Genomic DNA, 16539 nt, shown 5'->3' with positions numbered 1-16539 from the left:
TGCGCGGCTCGTCAGGGAGCCTGCGGTTGCACCGGCACGAGCTCGACCAGGCGATCGAGCTGAGCTTGGGCGGCAATCGACACCGCGCGGTCGTCACCGAGGATCCACACGCGGTTGTAGACCGAGTCCTGCGGCGTTCCTTCGTAGCCCGGCTGGATGCTCAACAGGTACTGCTGGAGCGCTCGCGGCAGCGTGTCGGCACGGTCGGTGAGGAGCAGCGGCGCGAAAACCCCCTTGGTAGCGAGTAGCGCCGCCGCGGCGGCGTCGAGGGGGCGCGCGACGTTGGCAAGGGTGAGGTTGTAGCCCGGAACGACGACGCCCCAGCCGAAGCCTCCCGCGCGGTAGCGGGCGAAGGCGATCGCCAGATCGACGGCGCTGCGCGCGCGGGCGCCGACACGACGCACCCGTCCGAAGCTGCGCAGCTTGCGCTCGAGCCCCCGCGGCAGGACCGACTCGGGACCTAGCAGGAAGATCTGGGCGTCGCCCTCGCGGCGGGCGAGCGCGCGCCGGATCGGCGCCGGCACGGTCGTGGCGCGAACCGGTAGCGCAGCGTCCCCGGAGAACGCCGCCCACGCCGCCGCCGGCATCGCCCACTCGGGTCGCTCGCCCGAGAAGATCACGACGCGCGGCGAAGGCTTGCGGCGCAAAGCAGCCGCGAAGCGGTCGATCTCGGCCGCGACCGCATAGGGATCTTCGCCCCGCAAACGGCGGACACGGAGGTTAGCCGGCGCGGGCGTTCCGTCGCCGACCACGATCGCCTGCGCGTCGTCGGCGAGATCCGATCCGAGCGGTCTGAGACTGGCGAGGGCGTCGCGCGTGACCGCGGGGATGTCGCCACCGGTAGCGAACAGCAGCGGGGCGGCGAGCGGATCGCCGGCGAGCGGCGCCGCGCTCACCGCGTCCTGCCAGCGGCGGCTGTCGATCAGCACGACCGCGCGCGGACGCGTGGCGCTCGTCGTGGCGGGGTAAAAGACGCGGGCCACGGCGGCGGCGTCGGCGACCGCGTCGCCGCCACCGACGCGCACCGTGTTGCGCGTCGCTGCTGCGGGGAAACCAAGTTTCGCAGCCGCCTCATCGTCGCCGGCGCGAACGCCCAGCTGGGGTGGGCGGCCCTCGCCAGCGCCGCCGCACCCCGCCAGCGCCGCGGCAGCTGCGGCGCACAGAAGCGCGGCGCGACCGCGTAGCAACGCACGAGCACGCAGCAAGCCGTGACGGCGCGTCGCTGCCGGTGCCCGGCGCACGTTCGGCGCGCGGACCGCCCTCTGGATGCTCTCGGCGCTCATCCTGCCACTCGCTCCGTCGTGCCAAGACCTGCCGGCGGCGCGACCCGCCGGCGGCGAGAGGAGGGTGTGGCGTGACCGGCCGCGATCCCTCCCCGCACTCGTGCGCAACTTACTCGCTGGGCTCTCGCTATCCTGCCCGCGGCCCCTGGCTGACTAGCCAGTCAAGCGCAAGGAGGGAGAGCCCGTGGACTTTCGGCTTAGCGACGAGCACGTCGAGTTCAAGAAGCTCTGCAGGCGCTTCGCCGCCGAGGTGATCCGGCCGATCGCGCCCCACTACGACCGCACCGAGGAGGTGCCGTGGGAGGCGATCAAGGCGGCGCGCGAGTGGGGTTTGCACGGGCTCGACCACATGCAGCGCATGGCCGCCGACCCCGACGGGCTCATGACCGCGATCTACGCCGAGGAGCTCCACTGGGGCTGCGCCGGCATCGCGCTCGCGATCCAGGGTTCCGGCCTTGCGGCAGCGGGGATCGCAGCCTCCGGCACTCCGGAGCAGATCATGCGCTGGGTGCCCGAGTGCTACGGCACCGGCGACGAGATCAAGCTCGGCGCCTACGCCGTCACCGAGCCCGGGGCCGGCTCCGACGTGCGCTCGCTGCGCACGACCGCGCGCCTTGACGGCGACGAGTGGGTTCTCAACGGCACCAAGGTGTTCATCACCAACGGCGGCATCGCCGATGTGACGGTGGTGGTGGCGACGGTCGATCCCGAGCTCGGCTACCGCGGCCAGGCCTCGTTCGTCGTTCCCAAGGGCACGCCCGGGCTCAGGCAGGGCAAGAAAGAGTCGAAGCTCGGTATCCGTGCCTCGCACACGGCCGAGATCGTGCTCGAGGATTGCCGCGTGCCGATGGAGAACCTCCTCGGCGGCTACGACAAGCTGCAGCGCAAGCTCGAACGGGCCCGTCGCGGCGAGTCCACCGGGCGCTCCTCGAACGCGCTCGCGACCTTCGAGATGACGCGCCCGCTCGTCGGTGCGTCGGCGCTCGGTATCGCCCAGGCGGCTTACGAGTGGACGCTCGACTACCTCGAGCGCACCTACGAGGGTGGCAAGCCGCTGATCGAGCACCAGCGCGTCCAGCAGACCATCGCCGATGTGGCGACCGAGATCGAGGCTGCGCGCTTGCTCGTGTGGCGCGCCTCGTGGATGGCGCGTAACGGCGTGCCGCTCACCGGCGGCCAGGGCTCGATGGCAAAGCTCAAGGCGGGCGACGTGGCGATGTGGGCGACGGCTACCTGCATGGACCTTGTCGGTCCCTACGCCCAGACCACCGACTGCCCGCTCGAGAAGTGGTACCGGGACGCGAAGATCTACCAGATCTTCGAGGGCACGGCCCAGGTGCAGCGGCTCGTGATCTCGCGCCTCCAGCGCGAGGAGTACCGGCGCCGCCTAGCCGAGGCGGCCGAGCTCCTGCGCTCGCAAGAGCGCGCCGAGGCGGCGGCCTAACACCCCCTTGCCGCCGAGGCGGCGGCCTGACGCCAGCTTCCCCTTCGTCGCCGGTGCGCGGGGCGTCTACGCTACCCGTGGCACGGCGTCGCAGCGACCGGAAGGAGGCGTGCTTGCCAGGGTTAGCAGGGCGGCTTTCGACGACGATCAAGGCCAAGATCTCGAAGTGGCTCGACCGCGCCGAGGACCCGGCCGAGACGCTCGACTACGGCTACCGCAAACAGGTCGAGCTGCTCCAGAACGTCAAGAAGGGCATCGCCGACGTAGTCACGTCGAAAAAGCGGCTGCAGATGCAGTCGCAGAAGCTCGAGCAGCAGGTCGCCAAGCTCGAGGCCCAGGCGCGGCAAGCGCTCGCCCACGGGCGCGAAGACCTCGCACGCGCGGCGCTCGAGCGCAAGGCGCTCGCTCAGCGCGAGCTGCAAAGCCTCGACCAGCAGATCGCCGAGCTCGAGAGCCAGCAGCAGCGACTGACCGAGAACGAGCAGCGCCTGCGCGCCAAAGTCGAGGCGTTCCGCACCAAGAAGGAGGTCATCAAGGCGCAGTACTCGGCCGCCGAGGCGCAGGTGCGGATCTCGGAAGCCGCCCACGGCGTCGGCGAGCAGATGGCCGATCTCGGCCTCGCGCTGCAGCGTGCGCAAGAGAAGGTCGAGGACATGCAAGCCCGCGCCGCCGCCGTCGAGGAGCTCGAGCGTGCCGGCACGTTCGACGATCTCGCGGCGCTCGGGTCGGGCAGCGACGACATCGACCGTCAGCTCGCTCAGCTCGAGACCGGCGACCAGATCGAGCGCGAGCTCGCTCGTCTCAAGGGTGAGATCGGTCCCGGCGGGCGCGCGGCGGGCCAGCTCGATGCCGGCAAGGGCGACGCAGGGCAGAGCAGTGGTGCGGGCGCCGGAGGTGGGTCGTGATCGTGCGCATCGCTGGCGAGCGCCAGTACCGCCTCTCGGACGATCTCGCCGAGCGTCTGAACGATCTCGACAACCGTTGTGTCGAGGCGGTGGAAGGGGGCGACGAGGCGCGCTTCCGCGACCTGTTCGCGCAGATGATCGCGCTCGTCGAGGGCGAGGGTGCGCCGCTGGCCGACGACGAGCTCGTCGAGTCGGACGTGATCCTGCCGCCGCGCGACATCACGTTCAAGGAGGCCCAGCGCGAGTTCACCGGCGAGGGGCTGATCCCCGACGATTAGGGGAGCCGACCGGCGCTGTTGCGCTGGCAGATAGCTGTGCGTTGGCCGGCCGCGCCAGCGCCCGCCGAGAGAGCGAAGACAGAGAGCGACGACAGAGAGGAGGGTCGTGATGTCGGACGAGCGGGCGGGTGGCTACACCCACGTGAACCTGCTCGAGGTGGAGGATCTCGCGGCGCGTTTCGGCTTCAGCGAGATCACCGAGGCGCGCTTCGCCAACGAAGCGCTCGCCACCGAGGCGACCGGTGTCTGCCTGCAGCGCCTGCGCCCGGGGCGCAAGCAGCCGTTCGGGCACCGCCACCAGCAGGCCGAGGAGGTGTACGTGGTGCTCGAAGGCAGCGGGCGCGTGCGGCTCGACGACGACACCGTCGAGCTGCGGCGCTTCGACGCGCTGCGTGTCGCACCACCAGTAGCGCGCCGCTTCGAGGCCGGACCGGACGGCATGACGATCCTCGTTTTCGGTCCGCGCCACCCCGGCGACGGCGAGCGGCTGCCGGATTTCTGGGCGTAGCTCGGCGCTCGGGCAGCGCGCTGGGGCGCCGTGATGCGCCGTCGCGACGCGGGCCGCTGCCGCTAACTCTCGAGCTGCGTCTGAAGTGCCGCGAGCTGTTCCGCTGTCGCGTGCGCTTCGACCAAGGGAAAGAGCTCGCGCTCCTCCATACGAACGTGATCGTGCAGCAGCTCGCCCGTTGCCCGCACAGCCTCGGGCGTGACTCGCTCGCAGCCGCCTTCTCCCCAGCTTTTAGCGCGAGCGCGTAGCTCGGCGTGCTCGCATGCCGTTCGCGCGATCAGCGGATGAGCGCTGCCCAAGTGCTGGGCGAGGAGAGGCAGCACGAACCGTTCTTCTTCCGTGAAGTGAACGGCGTCGGCCTCGTCGAGGAAAGCGAGGAACTGGGTGGCGAGCTCGCCAGCGTCGTTGGCGCTCGACCGGCGCATCCGTGCGGCCAGAACGAGCGCGCGGTGGTGGTCGCGCGACAGCTTCACGAGCGACGGGTGGCGTACAGGCACCGCACTTACCTCCTTTCGTCGCGCCTTTAGACGCGTAGCGGTCGGGCGCGTACGGCCGCGACAGCCGATGCAGCTACCACGAAGGCGAGCGCTGCGGCGGTGGTTGCCGCCCCGGTCGCGGCGCCGGCGCGCGCTGGTGCGGGCGCTGACGCTTGCAGGGCGACAGCGAAGGCCGCGATCGCGAGCGGTGCGAGCGCGCTCAGACCACGGCCGAACGCCGCCAGGCGGGCGGGGCGCGACGGGCGAGGACGCGCTCTAAAACCGCGGCCAGTCAGTGCCCGCACGCGCGCCAGCACGCCCAAGAGATGGATCGCGGAACCGGCCACGGTCAAGCCCAGCCAGCCCGCCAGAGCGAGCACAGCGAAAGCGTCGCTGCGGGGCAGCATCGGCCACGGATCGGTGTGCGGAGAGCCGATGCCGGTAGCAGCGGTGACGACACCCGACGCCACGGCCACGGCGAGGAACAGCTGCCCGCACCCGACGAGCCAAGCGGGCAGCGTCAGCGCTCGCCGCGCTGCCCAAGCCGAGGCCGCGACATTGGCGAGCAGTGCTGCGGTCGCCAGCGCTAGCGCGCACCATCCCGCCGCGGCCAGCGGTCTGGAAGCGAGCGCGTAACCGCCGGCGGCGGCCGCGATCCCCGCGAACCAGCCGCCGAAAGCCACCGCTTCGAAAGCCGGCCAGCGCAAGCGTGTGCTCGTCAAGGACGGATAGAAGGTGTGCAGCGTCCCGACGATCGCACCGCCGAACCAACCGCCTACGGCCGCGACTGCGTGCGCGCCGATGGGATCGCCGGTCGCGAGCGGCAAACCGAGAGCAGTCGAGAGGCCCAGAGTGCCCGCACCGGCTAGTGCCGCAGCACCAGCTTGGTACCAGGCGACGGCGGCGACCCGGCGCTGCAGCGACCTGCGCCGCAAAAGTTCGAGCGTGCCAACGAAGATGACGAGCGCCGCCGCCAGCGCGCAGCCGCCGACAGCTACGAGGCCGTCGGCGCGAACGGCGTACCCCACGGCGAGCAGCGCGGCACCGAGATTCCATGCGGCGAGCTCGAGTCGCACCAGTGCAGCGGGTGGTGGCTCGGCCGCGAGCGCCGCACCAGCGAAGAAAGGGGCGGCGCCGAGCACGAGCTGCGACACACCGCCTACGAACGCGAGGTGCAACGCCAGCCAGCGCGCGCTCGCAGTGCCTGTCAGGGCCGCTGTGGTTGCGGCTGCGAGCGCCGCGGCGAGGTACGCGAGCGCGCCCAGGAAGTGGAGCAACAGGAAGTCGGTGGGGCGCGGACCGTCGTCCCCGGTCAGGCGACCACGGTGACGGCAGCGCGAGGGCGCGCCAGCACTTTTGTACATATTCGTGTATTAAACCACCTTGCTCGCGGGTGCTGCCGGCGCTCGCTTGTTTCAGCGCGTGCCGGTCGACCGGGCAGTTCCTCGCCGCACTTGCACCGCGACCGATCAGCGGTTAGGTTCGGCTGCGCGTGTACCGCTACGCAGTAACTAGGGGGGGTGAGCGGGGAGCGAGCGGCCTCGCACCGGCGCCGCAGGTGCGGCAGGGTCGGCGGGCGCCCACGCGACGCGTCGCTTTCCGCGCACAGCGGCCGCGCCGGGTCGCCTTCGCTGCTGCGGTGGTCGCGATCGCCTGCGCTGCGACGCTCGCCCAGCTTCCAGTTGCGGGCGTGGCGCTCGGCGGTGCGCGTGCCGCGGGCGGTTACGGGGGAACGCTCGAACCACCGGCGAAGGTGCCCTTCGCGGCGCGCGGCGGGGTGCGCTACGCCTACGTGGTAGGTGCTCGCCGGGGCGAGAAGCTGCGCCTTCTCGACCGCCGCGGTCGCGTCGTGCGGCAGGGGCGGGCCGACGACTTCGGCAGCCTCATCTTCCGCGAACTCGCGCCAGGGCGCTATCGCGTAGTTCGCGCTCCAGGGCGCTCGCCGCGCACGGTGTCGCTGCGCGTACTGCGTCCCGGCGACAACCCGCCGCCGTCCTTCTACCGGCGGATCCGCTTGCACGAGGGTCTCAACTACGTGCGCATGCGCGACGGCATCAAGCTCGCGATGACCGTCCGTCTCCCGCCCGGCAAGACGCTCGCCGACGGTCCCTTCCCGACCGTGGTCGAGTACTCCGGCTACCAGGTGGCAGCGCCTCACGACCTGCTCAGCGCGCTGGCCGGCGCGCTCACTGGTGGCTCCGGCGGGGTGAACGATCCGCTCGCCCCGGCCACGTCGACGGCGGTCGGATCGGTGATCGCGCCGCTCCTTGGCTTCGCCACGGTCAGCGTGCAGATGCGCGGCTCCGGCTGCTCGGGCGGCGACTTCGACCTCTTCGATCTGCCCACCACCTACGACGGCTACGACGCGATCGAGACCGTGGCCGCCCAACCGTGGGTCAAGGGCGGCAAGGTCGGCATGGTCGGGATCTCGTTCTCGGGCATCAGCCAGCTGTTCGTGGCCGGCACCCGTCCACCGCACCTCGCCGCGATCGCGCCGCTGTCGGTGACCGATGACCTCTACGAGGGCACCGGGTACCCGGGCGGGATCTTCAACTCGGGGTTCGCGCAGCGCTGGGTGGAGGAGCGTCAGCGCGACGCCGAGCCCGCACCCTACGGCGGCCAACCCTACGCGCGCGAGCTGGTGCGCCGCGGCGACCAAAACTGCGCGCGCAACCAGCTGTTGCGTCTGCAGACGCAGGACGCGCTTGCCCTCCAAGAGCGCACGCCTTTCCGCGATCCGCGCATCTTCGGCCAGCGCTCGCCAGGAGCGTGGCTCCAGCGCGCACGCGTCCCGATCTTCCTCGTCGGCCAGTTCCAGGACGAGCAGACTGGCGGTCACTTCCCCGAGGCACTGAACACCATCAGCCGCCGCAAGCGCGTGTGGATCACGCTCCAGAACGGCACCCACGTCGACGCGTTGTCGCCGTCGGTGATCACCCGCTGGGTCGAGTTCCTCAAGCTCTACGTCGCCGACGAGGTGCCGCGCATTCCCGACCAGGTGCTTGCGCTGGGCGGTGTGCTCTACCGGGTTCTGGCCGACGCTCCCGCCGCCCCGCTCGAGCAGTCGCGTTTCGCCGCCTACACGTCGGTGGCGAGCGCGCGGTCGGCGTTCGAGCGCGATCCGCGGGTGCGCGTGCTGATGGAGAACGGCGCCGGTCCGTGGGGACCGGGCTCGATCGGCGCGCCGTGGGAGCTTGCCTTCGACCGCTGGCCGCCGCGCGAGGCCGTCGCCACCGCGCTCTATTTCCGGCCGGGCGGCGGTCTTGGCGCGAAGCCACGCAGTGCCTCCGCCGTCGCTTACCGTTCGGACCCCGCTGCGCGGCCGATGCGCACGCTCCCCGGCGCGAGCGAGGCCGACGCCTGGAAGCCGCGACCGCCCTACGACTGGCGGCCGCTCCCGGCGCGCAACGCCGTCGCTTTCGCCACCGCCCCGCTGACCCGCGACACGGTGGTGGCGGGGCCGGGCAGCGTCGACCTTTGGTTGCGCTCTTCGGCGCGCGACACCGACATCCAGGTCACGCTCACCGAGGTGCGGCCGGACGGCAGCGAGGTGTACGTCCAAAATGGCTGGCTGCGCGCTTCGCACCGCCATCTCGACCGCCGCCGCTCGACCGTGGTCGACCCGCGCCCGACACATCTCGAGCGCGACGCGGCGCCGCTGCCGCGGGCCCGCTGGGCGCTGGTGCGCGTGCCGCTGTGGCCCGTCGCACACGTCTTTCGCGCCGGGTCGCGCATCCGCATCGTCGTGAGCGCCCCCGGAGGCGACCGCCCCTCGTGGGAGTTCCAGACGATCGAGCGCGGCAAGACGCTCAACAAGATCGCGCTCGGCGGACGCTTCGCCTCGCGCGTGGTGCTGGCCGTGGTGCGCGGCAAGGACGCCGGCGGTCATCCGCTGCCACCCGCCGGCGCGCTGCGGGGCCAGCCGGTGCGCCGCTGGGTAGCGGCCGGCAACGGCGGCTGACGACCGGCGCGCGTAGCGTCGAGGCTCCTGGGGTGGGGACGAGGGACCGCGCGCGTGGCGGAGGGACTCCGTGCGCCAGTTCGACGCTGCGTGGGTTGTCCCCACTGCGCGGGCTGTCCCCACCGCGCGGGCTGTCCCCGCCGCGCGGGCCGTCCCCGCCGCGGGGCTAGAGCGGGATCTCCCAGAGCGGGAACCAGCGCGCCAGGTCGCGCTCGATCGGCAAGCTGTCGCCGATCTGCGCCTTCAAACGCAGCTCGCGCTCGGTGTCGCGCTCCTTCTCGCCGCCGCGGGGAACAAACGGGTAGAAGCTGCCGCGCTTGAAGTTGTAGATCAGAAACAGCCGCTGCCCGTGGTCGTCGAACGCGAAGAGCGCGCACAGGAGGCGGTCGCCGTAGCCGGCGCTGTCGAGCTGGTCGGCGCTCTGCTCGATCGCGACGGCGAGGTCGTCGAAGTCTTCGTCGCGGAGAACCAGCCAGCGGTAGCCGAACGAGTCGGAGAGCGCCTCGACACGGGTGCCGAACTCCTGGCCGGTGGCGTGCAAAAGCTCTTCCGTTTCGCGCACGATCGCCTGGAAGTCGCCGGTGGCGAGGGGTTGGAAAACGAGCGCGGCCGCACCGGCGGGCTTTATGCCCGCCTCGCTCTCGAGCGTCAACGCCCCGCCGACGATCGCGCCGACACCCTTGCCGCGACGCTGCGGGCGCTTAAGCCGACCACCGCCCCCGAAGAGGACGTCCCTCAAGCCCATCGCGCTTGCCTGGCTCCCGTCTCGTGCTGCGCTCCCCGCCCCCGCCGTCTCGTCACCGACTTCGCCCAGAACCCGCAGCGCGCCGGGTGCGACCCGCTCAGGCCACCGCCTGCAGCTGCGCCTCGAGCTCCTGGAGGCGGCGGATGCGCTGCTCGACGGGCGGGTGGGTCGAGAACAGGTTGGCGATCGAGCTGCGCGCCCGCGCCGGAACGATGAAGAACGCGTTCATGCGTTCAGCTTCGCGCAGGTCCTGGGTCGGCACGAGCTGCATCGCGCCCGAGATCTTCACCAGCGCCGACGCCAGCGCGCTCGGCCGGCCGGTGATCAGCGCCGCCCCGCGGTCGGCGGCGAACTCGCGGTAGCGCGACAGCGCGAGCATCAGGAAGAACGAGAGCACATAGACGAGCCCCGACACCACGAGCAGGACGAGCCCCACCGGCGGGCCGTCCTCGTCGTCGGAACCGCCGCCGAAGAAGAAGGCCATCTGCATGATCATCGACGCCACCGCGGCGAAGAAGCTGACGATCGTCATGATCAACACGTCGCGGTGCTTGATGTGCGCGAGCTCGTGCGCCAGCACGCCCTCGAGCTCGTGCGGCTCGAGCGTTTCCATGATGCCGGTGGTCACGCACACCGTCGCCTTCTCCTGCGAGCGCCCCATCGCGAAGGCATTCGGCACCGGCGTTTCGGCCACCGCGATGCGCGGCTTCGGCAGGTCGGCCTGCACGCACAGGCGTTCGACCATGGCGTGCAGGGCGGGCGCCTCGTCGGGCGTGACAGTCTTGGCGCCCATCGCGGCGAGCGCGAGCTTGTCGGAGAGGAAGATCTGTGCCGCCGCCATCGCCGCGACGAACAGCGCGGTCACGACCGCGCCGGCCCCGGCCGCCATCAGCACCGCTACGAAGGCGGTGTAGAGGAGGCCGAGGAGGAACATCGTGATAAGCATCCGGACCTGCAGTCCGGCGTCCGCCCTTAGAACTGCTCTCTGCCGCGCCATTGCAACGCCCACTATAGAGAGGGCGCGACGCCTGGAAGGACGCTTCGCGGGGGCGGCTGGATCGGCGTGCGACCCGTGCGTCGGCACGAAGGGCGCGGGTCTGCACCGCCCTGCGGCGGCACTCCCGCCAGGTCGCAAGCGCGCTTGCAGCGCTGGCCAAACGCGGCCGCTGCCGCTACCTTTGCAGCGCTGCTGCGCTGAATCCCGCGCGCGGGAGCGGGGGACCCACGGTTCTCAAGCGCACATGCGCCGGGGCGAATCGCCGCAGGTGCGGCGTAGCGCGCTAACGCGCGAGCCCGACAGCTAACCCCGTAAGCGCAGCGCGCAGCGACGGACGATGAGAAAGCTCGCACTTCCAACGGTCGCGCTGGCTGGTGCGGTGGCCGCCGCGCTGTCGGCGCCGCTCGCCGTGCAGTCGAAGCCCCTGTCCGAGCGGCTGCGCGAAAAGCGCGCCGAGCTCTCGCGTATCGAGCGGCGCGAGTCGGTGCTGACGACCGACATCTCGTCGCTCAGCGCGCGGATCGAGGGGATCAACGGGCGGCTGCGGGCGACACGCGCCCAGCTCGGGCAGGTGCAGCGCCGGCTCGACCGCGAGCGTGCGCGCCTGGGCCGCATCCAGGCGCGGCTTGAGCGCGCGCGCTACGAGCTCGCGCGCCTGCGCGCCCGCCTCGCCGAGGGGCGGCGCGTGCTCGCCGCCCGTCTCGTGGCGATCTACAAGTCCGACCGTCCTGACGCGTGGACCGTCGTGCTCGAAGCGGACGGTTTCGCCGAGCTGCTCGATCGCTTGGAGTACCTCGAGCGCCTCGCCGACGCCGACACCCAGGTGGTTGATCGCGTGCGCACACTAAGCGTCGCAGCCAAGCGGCGAGCCGACGAGCTCGCGGCGCTCGAGAGCGCTCAGCGGCGCACGGCGCTCGCAGTGCTCGAGCAGCGCGACCGTCTCGCGGCGACACGCCAACAGCTCGCCTCGACGCGCGCCGAGCTCGCAAGTGCACGCGGCGAGCGGCGCGCTCTCCTGGCACGGGTTCGGCGCACCAAAGCGCACGTCGAGGAGGATCTCGCGGCGCTCGAAGCCGCCCAGCGGCGGGTGCAGCAGGCGCTCGTGGCGGCGGCGCCGCGTGCCTTCGCCCCCGGCGCCGCCGGTCCCGTGCGGCGCGGCTCGGGCCGCTTCATCTGGCCGGTCAACGGCCCGATTACCGGTGTTTTCGGGGAGGCGCGGCCCGGTCACATGCACGCCGGCATCGACATCTCCGCACCCAGCGGCACACCGATCCGCGCGGCCGACAGCGGCGTCGTCGTGCTCGCGGGGTGGGTTAGCGGCTACGGGAACTTCATCTGCGTCCAGCACACCGCGTCGCTCTCGACCTGCTACGCGCACCTCTCGGGCTATGCGACCTCGCGCGGCGCCTCGGTTCGCCAGGGCCAGGTGATCGGCTACGTCGGCTCGACCGGCAACTCCACCGGACCGCACCTGCACTTCGAGGTTCGTGTCGGCGGCTCGCCGGTCAACCCGATGGCCTATCTCTGAGAGCTCGGAGAGCCGCGCGCTGGTGGACAGGGGTCGCGCGGTTTAGCGGCGCAACGCGAACGTCTTGCGCGCGCAGTTCAGCACGCGGTCGCAGGCGACGACGTAGAGGCGGGCGCGCCGTGTACCTGCCGGCAAACTCACGCGCCGCTTCGGCGGGCGCCGAGAAGGACCGGCGAGCAGTCGGCGCACCCCGCCCCGCTCGAGTACGAGCGCGTAGCGCACGCCGCCCTCGCGCAGCTGGCCGCGCCGGCGGGGATCGCTCGACGCCAGCACGCGCACGGTCCACACCCCGCGCCCGAGCGCGCGCAGACGGGCGCGCGCCGGCGGTGGCGTGACGTCGAAACGGCGCGCGAGTTGCACCGCCGCGACGGCGTTCACGACGCCGTAACCGGTGGCGGGTGTCCAGCGGTGGCTGCCGTCCCGCTGGCGGGCGGTGCGCATCAAGATGCGCGCCACCTGGTCGCTGTGCAGACGCGGCTTTGCGGCCCACACGAGCGCTGCCACCCCGGCGACGATCGGGGCGGCGAAGCTCGTGCCCTGCCCGTACGCGTAGCGGCCCGACGCGAACGGGTCGGGTGCGAAGACAAGGGGCTTGCAGCTTGCGCGCGAGTCGTCGTCGAAGGAGATGTCGCTGGCGAGCGGCAGGGTCGAAAAGACGCCGCGGCGGCAATCCGCCATCGCTCCCGGGGCCGCCACGCTGACGCTGGTGTTGCGGGTCGAAAAGCGGGCGGCGCGGCCGTCCGGCAGCGTCGCCGCTACCGACAGGCCGGACCCGACGCTGCCGCGGTAGCCGCCTAGCAGCGCGGCCGGTTGTTGCGGCTCGTTGCCCACGTCGCCGCTGTTGCCGGCGGCGGCGACCACCAACGTGTCGAGCTCGACAGCGCGCGCGAGCGCTGCAGCGAACACGTAGCCGATGGTGGGCGTTTCGACACTCAAGTTGATGATCCGTGCGCCGCGCCGCACCGCCGCAAGGACGCCGTCGGCGATCGCCGCCTGGCTGAACCTCGAACCGGTCGAGGCGCGCACGATCACGAGCGGCGTCTTCCCTGCCACCCCTGCGGTCCCGAGACCGTTGCCGGCACGGGCGGCGATCAGCCCGGCGATGAAAGTGCCGTGGCCGTCGAGATCGGCAACGCTCCCCGTGCCGAGTAGATCGACGGTGGCGGCGGCTGCGTCGCGCAGGTCGGGGTGCGCAAGGTCGGCGCCGGTGTCGACGATCGCGACCTTGACCCCGCTCGGCTGCAGCGCGAGAGCGGCAGGTGCCTGCACCGCGGCGAGGTGCCAGGCGTAGGGGAGGCGGGTGCTGGCGTCGACCGCTGTGAGCGCCGGGTCGGAGAGTTCGGGCGCGGTCAGGGCGCTGACTGCGGCGGGCAGTGTCTCCCCGCCGCCTGCCGGCAGCGGCGCGCGTGCGAGCCGCGCCCGCTCGGCGTCGCTCAACGTCGCGCGCAGGATCGCGCGCCGCAGCGGATCGACGACCAAGCTGCCGGTGCCGGACGGCGCCCCGCCCGCAGCCGCCCTCGGCGCGCTCGCAGCGACCGACGCCGCGAAGGCCGTGTTGTGGGCTGTGGCGAGCGCGACCACCGTTACGGCGGCGAGCACCGACGCCGCCAGCGCGACCCAAGCGGCGTGCGCGCGCAAAACGAGCCGCTGCGCTGCGCCTGCGCGGGGCCGCGCGCCACCGCTGCGCACCACCGCCGGCGACCAGCGCTGCCGATCGCGCAAGCTACTGCCGACCCGCTCCCGTCTCTCGCGCACGCTCTCCTCGTCCCCAGGCTTTCGCGGTCCCCGAGCGATAGTAGGCGGCCGGCAGGAGGTGGGGACGCGGGTCGCGCTTCGGGTCGCACGAGCCACCCTCCTCGGCGCTGCGGCGCGCCGTGCTCGCTTCGCGGTCGTGTGTGGTTCGGTCGTCGCGTTCGGCGGCGGCCTCCCCGCTACGCTGAGCGCGTGGTTCCCGAGATCGGGATCGGCCCGCTCACGCTCCAGACCTTCGGTCTTGCGATGGCCGCTGGCTTTGTCGCCGCAGCCGCGCTTGCGGCCCGGCGCTTCGCCGAACTCGGCCGCTCCCCCGAGTTCGCGTGGGAGCTCGCGGTCGCCGCGCTGGTTGGGGGCATCGTCGGCGCTCGCGCCTACTACATCGTCGAGCACTGGGACGAGGCGAAAAGCGATCTGCTCGGTCAGATCTTCTCGGGCAGCGGGCTGGTCTGGTACGGAGGGCTCGCCGGTGGGGCGCTCGCCGCGCTCGCCTGGGCCGCCGCGCGGCGCGAGCTCGGCGTCTGGCTGTTGGGCGCCGTCGCCGCGCCGCTCGCGCTCGGCCAGGCGATCGGCCGCATCGGCTGCCAGCTCTCGGGCGACGGCGACTACGGGGTGCGCTCGGACCTGCCTTGGGCGATGGCCTACCCCGACGGCACCGTGCCCACCAGCGAGCGCGTGCACCCCACGCCGATCTACGAAACGCTGGCCCTGGGGTTGACGGCCGCGCTGCTGTGGCGGCTGCGCGATCGCCTCTCCTCGTCGGCCCTGTTCGGGCTCTACCTGGCGCTGTCCGGCCTCGGCCGTTTCCTCGTCGAGTTCGTGCGTCGCAACCCTGAGGTCGCCGTCGGCCTCACAGCCGCGCAGCTGATCGCGCTCGCCCTGACCGTGTCAGGGCTCGCCCTGCTCGCCCGCGAGCTTGCGGCGGCGCGGCGCGAACGCGCCTCGCTGGCGAGCGGCTGACCCGCAAGCGGCCGACACAGCCGCCATCGCCACAAGCGTCGCGGCGACGGTCGCCCCGGTCGCGGTGTCGAGCACCCAGGCGAGCGCGAGGCCCGACCACGAGCCGGCGATCGCAACGGCAGGCGCTGCCCAAAGCGCGCGCCGCAGGCCACGCGCGAAGGGGTGCACCGTCACCGCCGGCGCCACCACCAGCACCAGTGCGAGCACCCCGCCGACAGTGCTCGCCGCCACCGACACAGCGAGCAGCGTCAGCGCGAGCGAGAGGAGACGCAGCCGCCCGACCGCGATTCCCGCTGCTTGGGCCCAGCGCGCATCGGCGAGCGCCGCGACGAGGTGACGTCCCGCCCGTGCGAGCACTGCCGCCGTGGCGGCGAGCGCCGCAGCGGCGAGGAGGATGTCGGCGGTTGTCGTCGCCAACGGATCGCCGAACAGCAGCCGCTCGGGCCGGAGCCCGCTAGCGCTCGCCTGGGTCGCGAGCGCGCCGACGGCGAGAAAGAGCGTCGCCGTCGCCGCGATCGCCGGACCGCGGCCCGCGGCGGGTGCCCGTAACGCGACCAAGAGCACGAGCGCGAAAGCGAGCGCGCTTGCCACGGCTCCCGCTGCCAGTGGAGCACCGATCGCCGCCGCCAGCGCCAGGCCGGGAAGGAGTCCGTGGGCGGCAGACTCGGCTGCGAACACCGTGCGCTGCCCCAGCACCAGCCAACCGGCGGCACCAGCGGTGGCGGCGACGAGTGCCAACTCCAGTCCGGCGGCTGCGAGCGGCTGCGCGACGAGGCTCGCAGCCGGCAGCGCCGTGCAAGTGTCGCACGTCGCGCTCACCGCTCCCCGTGGTCGGAGTGCCGGTGCGGCGCTGCCGCGGCGATCGCGCGACCGCCGCCCTCGATGACGAGCGCCTCGCGGCCGAACGTCGCCGTCAGCGTCGTCGCTGTCAGCGCACGTTCCGGTCGGTCGAACGCCAACTGGCGACCGTTCAGGCAGAGGACCCGATCGAACCGCCGCGCCGAGGCGAGATCGTGAGTCGCGACGACCAGCCCGTGGCCACGCACGCGCAGCGACAGCAAGAGCTCTTCGAGCTCGCCTGCGGCGGCCGCGTCGACAGCGGCGAACGGCTCGTCGAGCACCAGTAGCGGCGATCCCTGGGCGAGCGCGCGCGCCAGCAGAACGCGCTGTTTCTGACCGCCCGACAGCGCTGCGAACGGCGCGTCGCGAAGCTCGGCGAGCCCGACAGCGGCGAGCGCCGCGTACGCCGCGCGGCGGTCGCTGCGGTGTGGGGGACGCCACAGTGAGCGTCTGGCGAGCGTGCCCATCAGCGCGACGTCGAACGCGGTGAGCGGAATGTCGCTGCGTGGCCGCGAGTCCTGCGGCAGGTAGGCGGGCCGGTGGGTGGTGCGTACTGTGCCGGCGAGCGGTGCGAGCTCGCCGGCGAGCGCGCGCAACAGAGTGCTTTTGCCGGAACCGTTCGGTCCGATCACAGCGACTGCGCTGCCGGGTTCGACCGTGAAGGACACGTCGCGCAGCACCGGGCGCCCTGCGTAACCGAACGTCGCGGCGGCGACCTCGACGAGCGGCTGGCGGGGGGAGGGGGCCGCTGCGGCGCTCGCGCTGGCGTCGCCACGCGCGGTGGTGGGCGCCGCCGGCCGGGCGGCGCTAGCGCCGGTGTCGTTAGCGGCAGCGGGGCGTGGGCAGCGGCTTGCCGGCACGA

15 protein-coding genes and 1 riboswitch are annotated in these 16539 nt (G+C 72.4%); of the genes, 7 read left to right on the top strand and 8 right to left on the bottom strand.

Annotated features, from left to right (window positions below; all coding sequences use genetic code 11):
- Nucleotides 1-11: 11 nt before the first annotated feature.
- Nucleotides 12-1283 carry a hypothetical protein gene (locus JDY09_RS07605; RefSeq protein WP_274716331.1) on the bottom strand — a complete coding sequence of 424 codons (1272 nt, stop codon included), beginning with the start codon at nucleotides 1281-1283 and terminating at the stop codon, nucleotides 12-14.
- 184 nt (nucleotides 1284-1467) lie between these two features.
- Here JDY09_RS07605 and JDY09_RS07600 point away from each other — a divergent pair, with 184 nt between their 5' ends.
- From JDY09_RS07600 to JDY09_RS07585, 4 genes are all read left to right on the top strand, one after another.
- Nucleotides 1468-2727, top strand: coding sequence for an acyl-CoA dehydrogenase family protein (locus tag JDY09_RS07600; RefSeq protein ID WP_274716330.1), 1260 nt, complete (start codon nucleotides 1468-1470; stop codon nucleotides 2725-2727).
- 77 nt (nucleotides 2728-2804) lie between these two features.
- Nucleotides 2805-3632 carry a PspA/IM30 family protein gene (locus tag JDY09_RS07595; protein ID WP_274716329.1) on the top strand — a complete coding sequence of 276 codons (828 nt, stop codon included), beginning with the start codon at nucleotides 2805-2807 and terminating at the stop codon, nucleotides 3630-3632.
- The gene (gene pspAA / locus JDY09_RS07590; protein ID WP_274716328.1) at nucleotides 3629-3910 is read left to right on the top strand and encodes a PspA-associated protein PspAA; all 282 of its coding nucleotides are present in this window, start codon (nucleotides 3629-3631) and stop codon (nucleotides 3908-3910) included. The genes JDY09_RS07595 and pspAA overlap by 4 nt, the downstream gene beginning before the upstream one ends.
- 109 nt (nucleotides 3911-4019) lie before the next feature.
- Nucleotides 4020-4418 carry a cupin domain-containing protein gene (locus tag JDY09_RS07585; RefSeq protein WP_274716327.1) on the top strand — a complete coding sequence of 133 codons (399 nt, stop codon included), beginning with the start codon at nucleotides 4020-4022 and terminating at the stop codon, nucleotides 4416-4418.
- Nucleotides 4419-4480: 62 nt separating this feature from the next.
- Here JDY09_RS07585 and JDY09_RS07580 read toward each other — a convergent pair whose 3' ends face one another.
- Together JDY09_RS07580 and JDY09_RS07575 are read right to left on the bottom strand one after the other, a co-directional pair.
- Complete coding sequence (locus JDY09_RS07580) at nucleotides 4481-4915, bottom strand: hemerythrin domain-containing protein (protein ID WP_274716326.1); 435 nt, start codon at nucleotides 4913-4915, stop codon at nucleotides 4481-4483.
- Between the two features lie 26 nt (nucleotides 4916-4941).
- Complete coding sequence (locus JDY09_RS07575) at nucleotides 4942-6258, bottom strand: hypothetical protein (protein ID WP_274716325.1); 1317 nt, start codon at nucleotides 6256-6258, stop codon at nucleotides 4942-4944.
- A gap of 128 nt (nucleotides 6259-6386) precedes the next feature.
- Here JDY09_RS07575 and JDY09_RS07570 point away from each other — a divergent pair, with 128 nt between their 5' ends.
- Nucleotides 6387-8855 carry a CocE/NonD family hydrolase gene (locus tag JDY09_RS07570; RefSeq protein ID WP_274716324.1) on the top strand — a complete coding sequence of 823 codons (2469 nt, stop codon included), beginning with the start codon at nucleotides 6387-6389 and terminating at the stop codon, nucleotides 8853-8855.
- A 166-nt stretch (nucleotides 8856-9021) separates the two neighbouring features.
- Here the strand turns inward: JDY09_RS07570 and pspAB are convergent, their stop codons facing one another.
- Both pspAB and htpX read right to left on the bottom strand, forming a co-directional pair.
- Nucleotides 9022-9600 carry a PspA-associated protein PspAB gene (pspAB, locus tag JDY09_RS07565; RefSeq protein ID WP_274716323.1) on the bottom strand — a complete coding sequence of 193 codons (579 nt, stop codon included), beginning with the start codon at nucleotides 9598-9600 and terminating at the stop codon, nucleotides 9022-9024.
- Nucleotides 9601-9697: 97 nt separating this feature from the next.
- Nucleotides 9698-10597, bottom strand: a complete 900-nt coding sequence (gene htpX / locus JDY09_RS07560; protein ID WP_274716322.1) for a zinc metalloprotease HtpX — start codon at nucleotides 10595-10597, stop codon at nucleotides 9698-9700.
- 195 nt (nucleotides 10598-10792) lie between these two features.
- Nucleotides 10793-10915, top strand: a riboswitch (cyclic di-AMP (ydaO/yuaA leader).
- 19 nt (nucleotides 10916-10934) lie between these two features.
- Here htpX and JDY09_RS07555 point away from each other — a divergent pair.
- Entirely contained in the window at nucleotides 10935-12125 is a 1191-nt protein-coding gene (locus tag JDY09_RS07555) for a murein hydrolase activator EnvC family protein (protein WP_274716321.1), read from the top strand.
- A gap of 42 nt (nucleotides 12126-12167) precedes the next feature.
- Here the strand turns inward: JDY09_RS07555 and JDY09_RS07550 are convergent, their stop codons facing one another.
- Complete coding sequence (locus tag JDY09_RS07550; protein ID WP_274716320.1) at nucleotides 12168-13880, bottom strand: S8 family peptidase; 1713 nt, start codon at nucleotides 13878-13880, stop codon at nucleotides 12168-12170.
- A 189-nt stretch (nucleotides 13881-14069) separates the two neighbouring features.
- Between JDY09_RS07550 and JDY09_RS07545 the strand changes: the two genes are divergently transcribed.
- Nucleotides 14070-14837 carry a prolipoprotein diacylglyceryl transferase gene (locus JDY09_RS07545; RefSeq protein ID WP_274716319.1) on the top strand — a complete coding sequence of 256 codons (768 nt, stop codon included), beginning with the start codon at nucleotides 14070-14072 and terminating at the stop codon, nucleotides 14835-14837.
- Here the strand turns inward: JDY09_RS07545 and JDY09_RS07540 are convergent.
- Nucleotides 14766-15656: a metal ABC transporter permease gene (locus tag JDY09_RS07540; RefSeq protein WP_274716318.1), complete on the bottom strand. Its 891-nt coding sequence runs from the start codon at nucleotides 15654-15656 to the stop codon at nucleotides 14766-14768. The two genes, JDY09_RS07545 and JDY09_RS07540, sit on opposite strands and share 72 nt — an antisense overlap.
- The gene (locus JDY09_RS07535; protein ID WP_274716317.1) at nucleotides 15653-16537 is read right to left on the bottom strand and encodes a metal ABC transporter ATP-binding protein; all 885 of its coding nucleotides are present in this window, start codon (nucleotides 16535-16537) and stop codon (nucleotides 15653-15655) included. The genes JDY09_RS07540 and JDY09_RS07535 overlap by 4 nt, the downstream gene beginning before the upstream one ends.
- Nucleotides 16538-16539: the final 2 nt, after the last annotated feature.

The organism is Thermoleophilum album (assembly GCF_028867705.1).
Lineage (GTDB): Bacteria > Actinomycetota > Thermoleophilia > Solirubrobacterales > Thermoleophilaceae > Thermoleophilum.
Note: the sequence above shows the minus strand (reverse complement) of the source record. Positions and strands in the feature narration are given on the sequence as shown.